11 protein-coding genes are annotated in these 13,774 nt (G+C 51.7%); 3 read left to right on the forward strand and 8 right to left on the reverse strand.

What is annotated here, in order from left to right:
• Positions 1–447: 447 nt before the first annotated feature.
• Positions 448–1,329, forward strand: coding sequence for an AraC family transcriptional regulator (locus tag GWA01_RS03845; protein ID WP_146794189.1), 882 nt, complete (start codon positions 448–450; stop codon positions 1,327–1,329).
• A 429-nt stretch (positions 1,330–1,758) separates the two neighbouring features.
• On the opposite strand, the gene GWA01_RS03850 is transcribed toward GWA01_RS03845, so the two are convergent.
• The 3 genes from GWA01_RS03850 to GWA01_RS03860 form a co-directional block, all read right to left on the reverse strand.
• On the reverse strand, positions 1,759–4,122 hold the full coding sequence (locus GWA01_RS03850) for a TonB-dependent receptor (RefSeq protein ID WP_146794191.1): 2,364 nt from the start codon (positions 4,120–4,122) through the stop codon (positions 1,759–1,761).
• Between the two features lie 78 nt (positions 4,123–4,200).
• The gene (locus GWA01_RS03855; protein WP_146794193.1) at positions 4,201–5,010 is read right to left on the reverse strand and encodes a phosphate/phosphite/phosphonate ABC transporter substrate-binding protein; all 810 of its coding nucleotides are present in this window, start codon (positions 5,008–5,010) and stop codon (positions 4,201–4,203) included.
• A 2-nt stretch (positions 5,011–5,012) separates the two neighbouring features.
• The gene (locus GWA01_RS03860) at positions 5,013–5,873 is read right to left on the reverse strand and encodes a fatty acid desaturase (protein ID WP_228118318.1); all 861 of its coding nucleotides are present in this window, start codon (positions 5,871–5,873) and stop codon (positions 5,013–5,015) included.
• A 183-nt stretch (positions 5,874–6,056) separates the two neighbouring features.
• Between GWA01_RS03860 and GWA01_RS03865 the strand changes: the two genes are divergently transcribed.
• Together GWA01_RS03865 and GWA01_RS03870 are read left to right on the forward strand one after the other, a co-directional pair.
• Positions 6,057–6,893, forward strand: a complete 837-nt coding sequence (locus GWA01_RS03865) for a helix-turn-helix domain-containing protein (protein WP_146794197.1) — start codon at positions 6,057–6,059, stop codon at positions 6,891–6,893.
• A gap of 26 nt (positions 6,894–6,919) precedes the next feature.
• The gene (locus GWA01_RS03870; protein ID WP_186819446.1) at positions 6,920–8,161 is read left to right on the forward strand and encodes an MFS transporter; all 1,242 of its coding nucleotides are present in this window, start codon (positions 6,920–6,922) and stop codon (positions 8,159–8,161) included.
• A gap of 311 nt (positions 8,162–8,472) precedes the next feature.
• Here GWA01_RS03870 and GWA01_RS03875 read toward each other — a convergent pair whose 3' ends face one another.
• Genes GWA01_RS03875 through GWA01_RS03895 form a run of 5 tightly spaced genes read right to left on the reverse strand, consistent with a single transcriptional unit; the run spans position 8,473 to position 13,770 of the window.
• On the reverse strand, positions 8,473–9,948 hold the full coding sequence (locus tag GWA01_RS03875) for a carboxylesterase/lipase family protein (protein WP_228118325.1): 1,476 nt from the start codon (positions 9,946–9,948) through the stop codon (positions 8,473–8,475).
• A 19-nt stretch (positions 9,949–9,967) separates the two neighbouring features.
• A complete protein-coding gene (locus GWA01_RS03880; RefSeq protein WP_186819447.1) occupies positions 9,968–10,765 on the reverse strand; it encodes an ABC transporter permease in 798 nt (265 codons plus the stop codon).
• Positions 10,762–11,613 carry an ABC transporter permease gene (locus GWA01_RS03885; RefSeq protein WP_146794203.1) on the reverse strand — a complete coding sequence of 284 codons (852 nt, stop codon included), beginning with the start codon at positions 11,611–11,613 and terminating at the stop codon, positions 10,762–10,764. Before GWA01_RS03885 ends, GWA01_RS03880 begins: the two co-directional genes overlap by 4 nt.
• Entirely contained in the window at positions 11,610–12,716 is a 1,107-nt protein-coding gene (locus GWA01_RS03890) for an ABC transporter ATP-binding protein (RefSeq protein ID WP_146794205.1), read from the reverse strand. Before GWA01_RS03890 ends, GWA01_RS03885 begins: the two co-directional genes overlap by 4 nt.
• Entirely contained in the window at positions 12,709–13,770 is a 1,062-nt protein-coding gene (locus tag GWA01_RS03895; RefSeq protein ID WP_146794207.1) for an extracellular solute-binding protein, read from the reverse strand. The genes GWA01_RS03890 and GWA01_RS03895 overlap by 8 nt, the downstream gene beginning before the upstream one ends.
• Between the last annotated feature and the right edge of the window lie 4 nt (positions 13,771–13,774).

A 13,774-nucleotide genomic window follows, 5' to 3' on the forward strand; every position in this document is an offset into this window, starting at 1 on the left:
ACAACAGAGATCATGCCCGATAGGTATGACGCGCTGCTTTCACACATGAGATATGATCAGATCATGCAATAAAAACCGACAGCGGCGGTAGAATGATTCTCTCAAAAAATTATACGATACGATCATACTTCGTAAGAAATCGATATTTCATAGAAATATGACAAACCTTGTCATATTGAACGAGGCTTTAAGATCATCAAAATTTTAAGGAGATTAAAAGAAAAGTAGAATGAGATGATTTTAGTTTATCTAACTCTTTTTGAAGAATAATACCTTCAATAATCAGCGTATTATCAGTGCGAACAACAGATCCATCAGTTGGCAGAGATCGCAAAAATGCGAGAGATATGAAGGCCAATTTTGAAAATAAATCTTGTATGAAGTCATCATTGTTATTAGCTCTAACGATAGCCGCCCCAATCATCTCGTAAAAATAGGTTTGGCACTGTGAAAGCCAATTTGACTACGCTTCGTAGCATTATCGATCGGCACTGCGTTGAACCAACAACACGCACAATCATACCAGGGCTTCTTCTATTTCGTGCAGATGAACCCACTACTCCTATGGATGTTGTGTACGAGCCTCGATTTTGCATTATCGTACAAGGCAGTAAAACGGTTACCCTGTGTGACAAAGTCTTTGAGTATAACTCCCAAAAATATTTAATAACAGCGGTAGACCTACCTGTTAAAGGATGCGTTACACAGGCAAGTAAAGAGCATCCCTATCTTTCTTTATGTATTTCTTTGAGTCCAGAAAAAATAAAAGACTTGATAAATGATATTGGAAGTCACGAATCTGATTTGAAGTCCATATGTCCTTCTTGTATAACAACAAGTGACTTGACGAACGATATTTTTGATCCTGTGTTTCGTCTTCTTTCTATGTTGGATAACCCTCAAGATATACCTGTATTATATGAGTCAATTATGAGGGAAATATTGTACAGACTTCTTCAGGGGCCTCAAGGGTATGTGCTGAGACAAATTGCCACAGTTGGATCTAACCTGTCACACCTCAACCGGGCCATTGACTGGATCCGAGATCATTATCGTGAAGCTTTTGACATTGCATCTCTGGCCCAGGTCGCAGGAATGAGTACGCCATCTTTTCACAGACATTTTCGAGCCGCGACCATGATGAGTCCATTGCAATATCGAAATCGCATTAGGCTGCAAGAGGCTCGTCGCCTAATGCTCAATACAAATATGGATGCAGCAGAAGCAGGATTTTGCGTTGGTTACGAGAGCCCATCGCAGTTTAGCCGAGAGTACCGTCGTATGTTTGGCGCCCCCCCGGCTTCAAATGTTAAATATATAAAGCAGTAAATTATATTGCTGATTTGGCGACATAATTTATAATGCTGAAGATAAAATCCGTCATTTTCCATCGTTTATTCGATAAATATCAGAATGTAATGCAAGAAGAAGGAGTAGATCTTCTTTTGGTGCGGTCCCAAAGTCTATAAGATAGAAAGCTCCTATAGACCGTGCAGGCAGCATTCAAAATTGGGATACAGGAACCTAAAGGAGTTCGAGGTCCGCTCTATGCTGGTTTGACCTGCTGTCCACGAAGCAGCCGCAGGCCAATCTTCGACCATCCCCAATACAGCGCAGGAGAAATGGAAGCATACAGAAGCAACCAAAACCAGTGGGTTTTGGGAGCCGTTCGAGTCTGCTTCTAATCAGGACTGCAGGCCTCCGAGCCGGAATGTGCCGCGCTCGGTTAGGCTGTGGTAGGACACGTCAGGATAGAGATCAGAAATTTGCGCTAACTGTTCCGAAAAACTGACGTGGGGCACCCATAAGGAAATAGTTGTAGCCAGTATTGACGAAGTTGTTACCCAGTTCGTTGGTGGTGGAGACGTAGTTCTTGTTGGTAATGTTATAAATATTGAAGCTGGTTGTTACGCCTTTGAGAAAACCTAAGGAGCCAAAATTATACCGGGCGCCGAAGTTGGTGAGGAAATACCCAGGAACATGAAGATCATTGGTGTAGGTTAACTGTCGGGAAGACAGGTAGCTGCCATCTACATGTACAGTGAAGCTGCCAATGGTGTAGCTGATATTTCCTTTGTACATAAACTTGGGATAATTCGGCACAAGTTTACCTCGGATCGCCTGAAGCGCGCCGCCAGTTTCAACATTCTGGTCATATGTTGAATGCGAGTACGAGAAAGAGTTGTAGATTGACAGTCCGTTGATTGGGCGGATCGTCAGGCTTGCTTCCGCGCCGTTTGTGGTAACGCCACCAACATTCTGTACGGCTGTAACGGGGTTGATGCCAGCTTGACTGGTAATCAGCTGCAGGCGATTGGAAAAATTGATGCGGTACAGGGAAGCTAGGGCGCTGATCTTGGATGTTGTGAAGCGATATCCACCTTCATAAACCCAATCCGTTTCCGGTCGCAGGTTCTGTTTCGTACTTTGAAAAGCTGTCTGGGATGCCGTCCAGGGGGTGGCGGAGATATTCGTGCCGTATCCGTCTTCGGGAAAAGTGCGCATATTATGCGACACATCAAAGAACAGTTCATGATGTGGCAGAAAGCGCCAGTTAGCGGAAATCTGGGGCAGGAAGGCATTGGACGCTTCTAGACGCCCTTGTGCGATTAGTGCGCCGTTGATGGACAGATTCTGTGTGGCAACATTGTTGCCTGAATTGACGATCATGGATTTGAAACCGGCATTGATCGTGAGGGTATCTGTAACACGATAAGTGTCTTGGAGGTGAAAAACAAAGGTATTGGATGAAAACGCTTCCTGCCAGGGATGGGCAAATACTTTGCTGGCAGGGAAGCCTGTGGTGGGGTTGCCGAGGGTTCCCTGACCAAGCAGGGGAGCTTGCGTGAAATAACGGCCCTCATTGAAATTCCCGTATTCATACCAGACGCCTGCGTTAATGGTATGGCGTGCAATTTTATAGCTTAGGGCTGTCTGGAAGCCGCCGCGTGCGACCTGTGGGGTCTGAATACGTTGAGAAAGGGGCGCGCCGTTGGGCGATGGCATGTAGGGTGTGGTCCAAGTGCTGTAGCCGTTATCAGCATGAGCGTAGAGTGTTGTTTTCCAGTTGAGGATGTTTGTAAGATTTTCGTTGAGTGTCAGGCCGCCTAGATAGTCGACACGATTAGCAGTGCCTGCGTAATAGGCTGCATCGAATGGATCATTGGTTTTCAATAGCGGTGCGGGATAGGTGCCTTGAGCCGCTTTGTAGGCTGCGGTGTAATCCGGATAATAATTTGCTAGTCTGGGCCCGATGGTATGCAAGTAATTCATCGTCATGTCCTGATAATCGAACTGCTGGACTGAGCTCCAGTCGAAAAAAAGTTTGAGCGATGAATTGTGGGACAGAGGTTGGATTAATTTAGCGTTCACCTGATCGGAATAGTCATAGCCACCACCTTTCCACAGATTCATGTTTGTGCGGGCATAGGAGACGTAAAAGCGGGTGCCCGTTTTGTTGAGGTCGCCGCTCTCCAGCCGTATATAGGTCCGCATCGCCGAATTGCTACCAAAGGTCTGACTGATGGTGCCGCCACGTTGGTGGGACGGGTCCAGGGAATGGATCTGGATTGCTCCGCCGAGATTACTGGTCGATGCGACGTCGATTGCGCCCGCACCTTGGGAGACATCGACACCTCCCACATTGTCAGAAATGATGGAGCGGGTCACGCTAAGGCCGTTATAGTTGTTGAACTGCTGGTCCCCCAGCGGAATGTCGTCCAGCGTAAAGCCGAGTTGGGATTGGCTGAAGCCGCGCATGAAGATCTGACTGGAGTACTCATAAACGCCAAGAGGATCTGCGGATTGATAGAGAACACCCGGAAGCTGGCTGAGGACTTTCAGGGGAGATGTTCCCGGCACGCTCTGCTGCATCATGGCGTGGGTGATGCTGGTCATCTGGCGTGTCGATCCATGACCGAAGACGGCAATTTCTTCGGGGACGTGCTTGAGAAAGATGTGCTTGGGCGTAACAGTAGTCCGGTTAGTGTGTCCGGTTGGTTTGATGACATTTGGTGTATCTGCCCCTCGGGCTGCCTTGGTCAAGAAAGGTGGGGTAAGAATGGGAAGCACGAGAATGCTGCCCAAAATCGTGGAACGTGCGAGCCTCTGGCGTGTCGTCATGGATTGGTACCTAAGTGGAATAATATGAATGTCCGCATTGCGAACGATGGTGGGCCAATGCGGTGCGTGGGGTGGAGGTCAACATCGTTTCGGGTGCAGGAAGAACTGTTGACTGACCGTTGCGATGCCAGTCCGTATGTCGGATGGGAGATGAACCGAGCAGATGAATGGAAGGCCTATGGCGGGAGTGGTCCAACCAGAAACCTGCAGTTTTTTCGTCAGGGAGGGATGGTATTTCTTTACAAGTGCCCAAGTCCGGCAATCAATTGCTGCGACGTCGGCTTGCTTGGAGGCGACCATGTACAGAGAGGCCAGATGACTGCCTGTGCGAATTTTATGAGCGAAGATTGTCATGGACGCACCCGCTATTCGTAGATCGCGTTCCAGTGCCAGATAGCCAGAACGAGAATCCTTGGAGTTGAAAGCAAAGCGCTGGCCGCTCAGGCGAGGCAGAACTGCCGTGTCAGCCGGAATGGAATCTGACGTGTTGTCCCGGCGTCTCTGAATGAGGGCGCTCCGGTAAAACGGCCCTGTACCACCATAGATACCGTTGTAGCTGTCCTGCGCCAGAACATCCACGAAAGGTTCCAGGCCTTGCTGAAGGGGGCCCCAGCAGGTTTGTGCGAAGAGCAGTGCGGGGTGATGCCAAAGGGTGTGCAAGTCGAATTCATCCGGGGGAAGTGTTGCGGGGTCGGCTGCAACGAGGACGCCGGAAGCGTCGCGGATTCCACTCGGGACAGCAGGAAGGTCCGCATTGCAGCGCGCGAGTTTAGCAGGGGCATCGATGCCAGTTCGGCGTAGGACACCGCGAAGGCTGCGCCAGAGCGCATCAACGGAAGCCCGCTGCTCGGGCAGGTCGTACATGGGGAGGGAAGCGATTAAACTCATGATTAATAATCAGTTTTTGGATGTTCTTGTGGGTGCAGAAGAGGCTCCTTTGGACGAACGAGATATCGCCAGATGATGTGGCGATATCCACGGTAGACGTAGCCACGGTTGCGGGTTTGCCAGCCTTTGCGGTCCTGCGCGTATAGGCGCGCCATACGAAACCAAGGCTCGCCGGGACGGGCGTGATGCACAACATGCAGGTTATTATAGAGAAACAGGATCGAGAGGAGTGACTGTTCGACAATGATGGTTCTACCATCAGGTTTTTCATGCCACTGATGCTCGCAATACGAGCGGAGGCCGATCAGGGCGTTACCAGCGTAAGCTGGGCCGATGGCATATAACCAGAATGGGATATGGAACCCTCTGGTAACGATGATGGCGACAGGCACACCAGACAGAATGTGAATGATCCAGGCGCATCGTATTGTGCGGTTTCCGGCACGGATCTGGTGCAGATCACTTAGGAAAAAGCGAACACTCCCTATCAGTGGACCGAGCAAGAGGCGGCCTAGTACCGTGTTGTTGATGGTCAGCAGAAGACGTTTGACATGCCCCAACCGGGACCAATGCGCGTAGTCCCAGTAATAGCTTTCCGGATCATCGTGCGGATCTGTTAGCGTTTCATCGTGATGGTGGAGCAGATGGGTCGTTCTGTAGCGACGATAAGGATAGGCCAGACCAAGCGGAATACCTACGAGGATCTCGTTATAAAGAGCCGAAGGCGTGGGATGGCCATGAATGGCTTCGTGCTGAAGGGATGAGTGGAAAGCAACCAGAAAAGCCATGATACCTAACGCCAGAAAGGGAGAGACGGGGTAGATCAGCCTGCCTGCAAGGATCCAGCCAGCGTAACAAAACATGAGGGCAATCCATGTCGGCCATTCAGATCTGGTCCAAACCGAATAATAACTTTTCATTTTAGTTTTTATAAAATTTATCATTTTTATATGAGTAATTTAATAAAAGACCTTTTCAATGAGTTAGTTGTAAAATACGTTGACTCTTGTCACCACCTGATAGGGAGCAAGTGTGAACGAAAGATCATGACCAAGCAGCTGATATCGCGCATTTTCCAGAAACGTGTCTTGTCCCTAATTCAGGCGTCGTCTGGAAGTCGGTCGCAGTTTGCAGCTGAAATCGGGATTGACCGCTCGGCTTTGAGTCAGCTTCTAGCTGAAGAGGCTGTGCGCCTGCCCCGGGCTGATACATTGATCCGGATTGCGCAGCGCCACAATGTTTCTGTTGATTGGTTACTGGGGCTGACGGAGGCAGCCAGTGCCATGAGTGTTCGCACGACGGAGCTGGCCGACAATCCGGAATATTACAATATTCCGTTGCTGACCCGGTGGCATGCCGAGGCCAGAGGCACGAAGATCCGTTATGTTCCCTATCATCTGCCGGATATTCTGCGCCTGCCCGAAGTGGTGGCGTGGGAACTAGGGCCCGAACACGACGATGAGGCGATTGCGGCAATAGCCCGTAGTCTGGATTATAGCCGGGAGCCGGGCACTGACATGGAGATCTGCCTGTCCATCCAGGTTGTGACCGGTCTGGTTGAAGGAACGTTTCCGTGGGATGGATTACCGGTTTCTACCCGTCGTGCTCAGCTTGAGCATATGATTGAGCATGTGGAGGCGCTGTATCCGTCATTACGGGTTTTTCTGTTTGACGGTCGCAGACATCACACCGTGCCCTATACGATCTTCGGAACGCAACGCATGGCAATATACGCAGGCAGTCAGTATATCGTGGTCAATGATCAGGTGACCATTTTACAGATGCAGCGTCATTTTGATGATCTGATCCGGCATTCCGTAAAGCAGTCTCACGACGTTGCATGTTGGTTACGTCAACTGGTGTTAACGATGGAAAACCATTGAATATTCATGAGGATATGGCTTTTCCTATGCTAAAATCCGATTGGCGCAGACGCCAGCGTAACACGCTTTTTCTGCTGGTTGGTGCCGGCTGCATAAATTATGTCGATCGCGCAACACTTTCTATAGGCAATACGGCGATTATGGCGGATATGCATCTGTCTTATGCCACGATGGGCTGGTTACTGTCGGCGCTTGCCTGGACTTACATGCTGAGCCAGATTCCGATGGGACTGCTTGCTGATCGTTTGGGAGGACGGGTATTTCTTGGGGGAGCGTTGATCCTGTGTTCCTGCGCTGAGATCGCATTTGGGCTTGTGGATAGTGCGACAAGCATTTTCTGGTCGCGCGCGGTTCTTGGGTTCGGAGAGGCGCCGCTTTTTCTTGCTGGTACCCGTGTTTTGGTTCACTGGTTTGCGCCAGAAGAACGAGGCGGAGCCATCGGTCTGTTCAATGGTTCTGCATCGCTTGGACCGGCATTAGCGCCCCCACTCCTTCTGGCCGTCATGGCTTGGTGGGGCTGGCGGGAGATGTCGGTTGTGGTGGGAATATTCAATTTGTTTCTGGCAATCGGATGGGTGCTCTATTATCGCGATCCGTATCCGGGAGAACGAGGTGAGGCGACTTGCACAACGGCTGAAAAAGCCGGTGAAGGATCAGCGGTGTGGAAAGATCTGGGCTATCTTCTTGGCCGTCGGGAGACGTGGGTGGCCATGTTGGGATATACGGGTGTTGTTTATCTAAGCTCATTATTCGTGACGTGGCTGCCCGCCTGGTTGCAGAAAACTGAAGACCTGTCCGCTGTGCAGGCCGGCTTGCTGTCGGCTCTCCCTCAGGTTTTCAGCTTTGTCGGATGTCTGGGTGGTGGAAAGCTGGTGGATATGATCAGTCGCAGCGGCGTCTCTCCCCTGACGTCCTGTCAGCGTATGGTTGCAATCTCGATGGTGTTTTGCGCTGTGTCTACGGCGGCACTGGCGGCACAGCCAGGACAGGGGCTGGCACTGGCCATTCTGGCGTTGGCCCTGCTTGCGAACGGTGTGGCGGTAAGCTGTGGCTGGGCGCTTGGAACGTTAATTACGACGGAGAACCGTGTGGCTACACTGGAAGCTATCCAAAATACAGGTGCGTCGTTCGGAGGTGTTCTTGCGCCTTTGTTGACAGGTGTTTTGGCTGCGCGTTTTGGGTCGTTTGGACCTTCTTTTCTTCTGGCGGGTATGGTGGGTCTGTTGAGCGCAAGCATGTATTATTATGGATTTTCTCAAAAGTCCTGAGAGAGAAACGGACAGACCGATAGTGACTCTCTCCTTAAAGAGCCACGGTACAGCCATTGTTGACGATTGACGCCTTGAAAGAGAAAGATATCAAGCCGTGTGTTGGAGGGCGAAAATCTCGCGAAAGGCCGGTCAAATATGATATGGAAAGTATGGATTCCGCAGTTGCGTTGAGATCATATTGGGAGGGCCCAATCATTGGCTATGGATTGCAGTATGCTACGACAAACATACTGAATCTTCTTCTCAGCCATCGACCTCTCCCCAACCATCATATTCTGATTATGAGTCCTGAGCCTAGCCAGTAGTTATCAGTCCCATAGACTGCATCTTGGAAAAAATGGATCTATTACGATCGACTGTACTTTTTGAGTAATTAATAGAGTATTTTTATTTTTTTCTGAAAATAGACCCGATTTTTTGTCGAAATTATCTACCCGATAAATAAAATTACGCCAAATATTTTGTACGGTACGCGAAATACCTGGATCAACATTTTGATATCGCGCGGGTAAGAGCGTTCTGTCATAGCCTTCCCTCCACCAGACATTCGCCAGCTCGTCACCATGGGCGGCCCCCGTTTCATTGGGGCCGATGCCGCCAAAAACATATTTATAGACAGGCTGGGAGTTGCTCAGTGCAAGGGCATAACGGGTTGTTGGGTTTTGAAAGACAAGATCTCCTGCGACCGCTCGCCATATTCCCAGAGGATCATGGTGGGGTAGGGCATCGCGATAGCGGTTCACGATATCGATTCCATTCAGACCAAGAGGCTGTACTCTTGGATCTACTAAGCGCGCTGTATCTGCGAATGTGAGATGAGAATGCACGCTCGAATGGGACAGATATTCCGCTGAGGTCGTACCGATCATAACTGGAACCTGCGTTACCAGCCCTCGGATAGCAGCGGTTTCTGGATCAAGGGGCAAGGACGCAGCGTCAATGACTGGCTGGAAGGGAATTCCTACGATCGTCACTCGGCCGTCCCGAATAAAATCATGCTGTTCGTAGGATTCATTGCAGATATATTGTTGAGCAGCGAGAAGATGATGAATGGGTATTTCTTCGAGGCCTTGAAGTGATAGCTGACCGAGACGTTTCAGAAAGCGTTGTGTCGTCAGGTGTGCGTCCTTGTATGGTAGTATGGCTGGCGTAGCTCCAGACTGGATCATTGCCCTGGAGAACAACCCTTTTGATGCAGGCATGGCCATAAGAGTGGAGACGGCAAATCCACCTGCGGAACGCCCGGCGAGAGTGACGCGCTCCGGATCTCCTCCAAAAAGGGCTATGTGCTTTTGAACCCACTCCAAAGCCTTGATGATATCAAGTAGCCCGCGGTTTTCGGGCGCGCCTTCCAGACTTAAAAAACCCAGTGCTCCCAGTCTGTAATTAAGAGTTACTTCAACGATTCCGCTAGCAGCGAAGGCACCCGTCTGGAGGAGTGGTTCGTTTCCGGAACCGACGGCGTATCCGCCTCCGTGCAGCCATACAAGAACAGGAGCTTTTCCCTCCCGGGCTGGACTACGGATATTGAGAGTTAGAAAATCCTCACCGGCCCCCAGCGTTGATGTGGCTCCTTTTCCGACAGGCCCATAGGTTGGGATTTGTGGGCAGACTGCACCAAGCCGGTGAGCGGATCTCACACCGATCCAGGGTGTAACATCCTGAGGTGCTGCGAACCGATTTCCAGGAACGATGGGGGCGGCGTAGGGAACACTCAGGAATGTCAGAATTCCGTTTTCCGTGAAGCCTTCTACCGCACCACTTTCGGTTATGATCTGCGTCATGAGAGGGCCCTTCATTTCCTTACCCGCCAACGGCTCGGCGAAGATTGATCAGACGTTCAATGATGATGATGGGTACCAGGCTAAGAAGTACCACGAGAACTGAGAGCGACGCGACCTGCGGGTCCGTTCGGAACTGGATGTACTGATAAATGGCGAGCGGCAGTGTGACGGCTCTATGGCCTGCAATGAACAGAGCGATAACGGCTTCGTCGAAGGAAAACAGGAATGCGATCAGAAATCCGGTGATGAGGTGTGGCCTGAGCGCGGGTAGAATGACACGACGGAAACTCTGCCAGGGTGAAGCGCCGTGAATACGAGCGGCTTCTTCCAGTGTTTGGTCCAGTTGTGCAATCCCGGAAGACACAATGCGGGTCGTATAGGGCAGCGTGATGCTGATATGGGCCAGAATCAATCCTGTTAGTGTGTCCAGGAGGCCAAGCGGTTGCAGGGTCATCATAAGCCCCACTGCCAGCACAATATGGGGCATCAGCATTGGAGAAAGAAAGAACCACTGCAGGTTTTGCCTTCCCGGGAAGTGTCCTCTCACCAGAGCAAAAGCAGCGCTAGTCCCCACAACCAAGGAGAGCCCCGCAGAGCATCCTCCGATTACCAGACTGGTTTTCCCAGCCTGAAGGAAAAGGGGGTTATGCAGCACCCTAGCATATGACATCAGGGAAAAGCTCGCGGGTGGAAAGCTGAGATAGGGACGTGTATCGAACGACACGATCAGCACGATAATCAGCGGTGCGAGCAAGAAGAGGTAAATCAGGCCAATCAGAAGATGCCACGCTATTCTGACGGTTCGGTCATGTTTCATGACTGGCTCTCCACGCGCTGAATAATTCTCTGGTAGAGCGCCACGAATATTCCGAAAAAGCCCAAGAGGGTAATGGACAGGGCACCGGCGAATGACCAGTCCAGAGCTATGGTCGTCTGGTTGAAGATTTCTGTTGCCAAGACAAACACGCGCCCTCCACCCATCAACTGAGGTGTCACGAGTGAACTGATTGCAAGAACGAAGACAAGGAGCGAGGCTGTCATCAGCCCTGGCACGGAGAGAGGCAGCAAGATGCGCCAAAAAACCTGGAGGCGACTTGCCCCGAGGAGAGAGGCCGCTTGTTCAAGCTCGGCATCCAGACGGCTCAGGTGGCTGAGGATGGAAATAATGCCATAGGGCAGTAGGATCTCCACTAGCGCGACAACCGTGGCAAAGGGGCCGTTATCCAATCGTGTGGGCTGCGCCAGAATGTGAGCCCACAAGAGGGTTGTGTTAATGAGGCCATGTCGCCCGAGGATGACCATCCAGCCGTAGGTCCGGATGACTGTGGATGTCAGTAGGGGAGCAATGGCCAGCGCTGTCAGGGTGCCTCGCCAGCGGCTTTGCGACCGGGCAAGAAAAAGCGCGACGGGAAAAGCCATTGGGACGGTAATGACAACACAGAGCAGTCCAATGACAATCGTGCGTCCAATGACCCACCAGTAAAAACTATCCTCGAAAAGCCGAACATAAGCATGGAGGGAAAGTGTATGTCCGGTCGTGGGCTCGAGCGACGTCCTAGCCAGCCAGAGGAGCGGAAAGACGAATGTCACGACAAGGGCCGCAACACCCGGAAGGATGAGTAGGGCCTGCAGCCAGGGCGGCTGTTTTCTGACAGACACTTTCATGAACTCGGATGGCCTGAAGTGAAAGCATCGGAGATAGGCTCTTGGAGGACTGACATGTCGCTGGCCTGCCAGTACAGATCAATCATGTCTCCCATATGGGCTGGCTGGCCCTGATCTTCCTGCTGTTCAACGGTGAGTGTTACATATCCGACACGAACCAGATAAGTTCGGCGTTCACCCGTATAAACAACGTTTTCGACCACACCTTGACAGCATGATTCGAGACTGTTGCCCAGTCTGATGCGATGGGGGCGGATCAAGAGGGTTCTGCGGCCTTTCCAGCTTTCGGAAAAGCCAATGAAAAGTGTACCGATGCCTTCCGCATGGATACTTTTACTATCGACCCACACAGCCTCGATGAAGTTGCTGCGTCCCACGAAAGAGGCCACGAACCGGTTTGCGGGACGAGTATACAAATCTGCCGGTGTGCCAAACTGCTGAAGGCGTCCTTCCGACATGACGGCGACCTGATCTGCAATGGACAGAGCTTCGTCCTGATCATGCGTCACAAAGATGGCGGTGATTCCAAGGCGTTTCTGGAGCGCACGAATTTCCGTGCGCACTGTATCGCGCAACCGGATATCAAGATTGGCCAACGGCTCATCCAGCATGAGAATGTCAGGCTCAATGGCAAGTGCCCGCGCGAGTGCCACTCGTTGCCGTTGCCCGCCGGAGAGTTCAGTGATGCGCCTGTTCTCCAGTCCGGTCAGGTGCATGAGAGAGACCAGTTCTGCTACACGCCGTTGGCTATCTTCCCCTTTGATCCTTCGAACATCCAGGCCAAAGCTGATATTGCGGGCGACGGAGAGATGAGGAAACAGGGCATAGGATTGAAACACCATTCCCATGTTACGTGCGTGAAGAGGGGTTTCCGTCATTTGACGCCCCGCAACATGCAACTGACCTGAATCGACCGGGGTCAGGCCTGCAATCATGCGTAGCAGGGTGGTTTTTCCGCATCCGGAAGGGCCCAGCAAGGTCAACATCTGCCCGCGTTTCAGCGTAAAGCTGACGTCATCGACGGAACGCCTGTCTGAGCCCGGAAATTGCCTCGTGAAGCCGCTGACGGAGAGATAGGCTGGTGTTAAGTTTGTTTCAGCCACTGATAACCTCACGTTGAATACGGCGGATCCAGCTATTGTAGTGCTGGCTAACGAAGCCCCAGTCGAGATGCATTTCACGGCGTGCTGTCTCTGGTCGCCCGAAAATTGCTTCGGATGTCTCGGCTGACAGTACAACCTGGCGGTTTACAGGCCCATAAAACGCGACCTTTGCAAAGGCTGTCTGCACTTCCGGGGATAGTGCATGTTCAATGAAGGCCTGCGCCAGTCTGGTGCGTTGCGGAGGGGCCGTCAGGTTGAGCGTATTGATCTGTGCAACGCTGCCTTCAGACGGAACGACAGCGCGTAGCGTATCCGGGTTGTCCCGTGCGAGCATCTGACCGCGGCCGTTCCATCCAACTCCCAAGGCAATCGTCTGGGCCAGCGTCAGAGTATAAATGTCGGGCTGTGCGTTCCAGGTCGCGACATATGGGGCAAACTGCCGCATGAGGGCCAGCCCCGGCTCGATGTTCTGCCTGTAGTCCTCTCCGGCCATGCGGGTCAGAATGGGAAGGAGTACAACGCCACGTGTGTCCTCGACAGGCAGGGCGATTTGGTCCGTTAAATCGGGACGTCCAAGGTCATGCCAGCTTTCCGGGGGACGTGTCAGAACGCGACTGTCATAAATGAGCGACAGATTATCCCGTGAGAATGCGACGCCATTCATGGCATCGAAGCGCCCCCAGCCTGGAATGTCGCGCAGGCTCGGAATCTCTTCTTCCCGTAAAATGGAAGTCAGTCCTTCCTGTTTGGCAAGAATAGCGACCGATACATCCGCAATGGCGACATCAATCTGCGGTGCTTCCCGTTCCAGCCGTAGTGCTGCAAGAAGCTGTGCAGAGTTGATGGTGGGACGGTACGTCACGCGGACGCCAGGCATGGCGCGTTCGAAACTGTTGATCACGATAGCCTGAAACGCTTTCTGGAATGGTCCGTGAAAACCGGCTACCGACAATTCCAGATTGCCATTCGCTGCCCATGCATGTCGCCATGCGGGCAGTGTCGCCAGACCGCCAAGAACTTTGCGTCGCGTCGTGAAGTGGGGAGCGATTAGCATGAAC

It is taken from the genome of Gluconobacter wancherniae NBRC 103581, assembly GCF_007988885.1.
GTDB classification, from domain to species: domain Bacteria; phylum Pseudomonadota; class Alphaproteobacteria; order Acetobacterales; family Acetobacteraceae; genus Gluconobacter; species Gluconobacter wancherniae.

What these genes read in the sequence shown, in the direction of transcription:
- GWA01_RS03880 (WP_186819447.1), bottom strand. Translation starts at nt 10,765, where the DNA reads ATGAAACATGACCGAACCGTCAGAATAGCGTGGCATCTTCTGATTGGC.
- GWA01_RS03860 (WP_228118318.1), bottom strand. Translation starts at nt 5,873, where the DNA reads ATGTTTTGTTACGCTGGCTGGATCCTTGCAGGCAGGCTGATCTACCCC.
- GWA01_RS03865 (WP_146794197.1), top strand. Translation starts at nt 6,057, where the DNA reads ATGACCAAGCAGCTGATATCGCGCATTTTCCAGAAACGTGTCTTGTCC.
- GWA01_RS03850 (WP_146794191.1), bottom strand. Translation starts at nt 4,122, where the DNA reads ATGACGACACGCCAGAGGCTCGCACGTTCCACGATTTTGGGCAGCATT.
- GWA01_RS03875 (WP_228118325.1), bottom strand. Translation starts at nt 9,948, where the DNA reads ATGACGCAGATCATAACCGAAAGTGGTGCGGTAGAAGGCTTCACGGAA.
- GWA01_RS03870 (WP_186819446.1), top strand. Translation starts at nt 6,920, where the DNA reads ATGCTAAAATCCGATTGGCGCAGACGCCAGCGTAACACGCTTTTTCTG.
- GWA01_RS03855 (WP_146794193.1), bottom strand. Translation starts at nt 5,010, where the DNA reads ATGAGTTTAATCGCTTCCCTCCCCATGTACGACCTGCCCGAGCAGCGG.
- GWA01_RS03885 (WP_146794203.1), bottom strand. Translation starts at nt 11,613, where the DNA reads ATGAAAGTGTCTGTCAGAAAACAGCCGCCCTGGCTGCAGGCCCTACTC.
- GWA01_RS03895 (WP_146794207.1), bottom strand. Translation starts at nt 13,770, where the DNA reads ATGCTAATCGCTCCCCACTTCACGACGCGACGCAAAGTTCTTGGCGGT.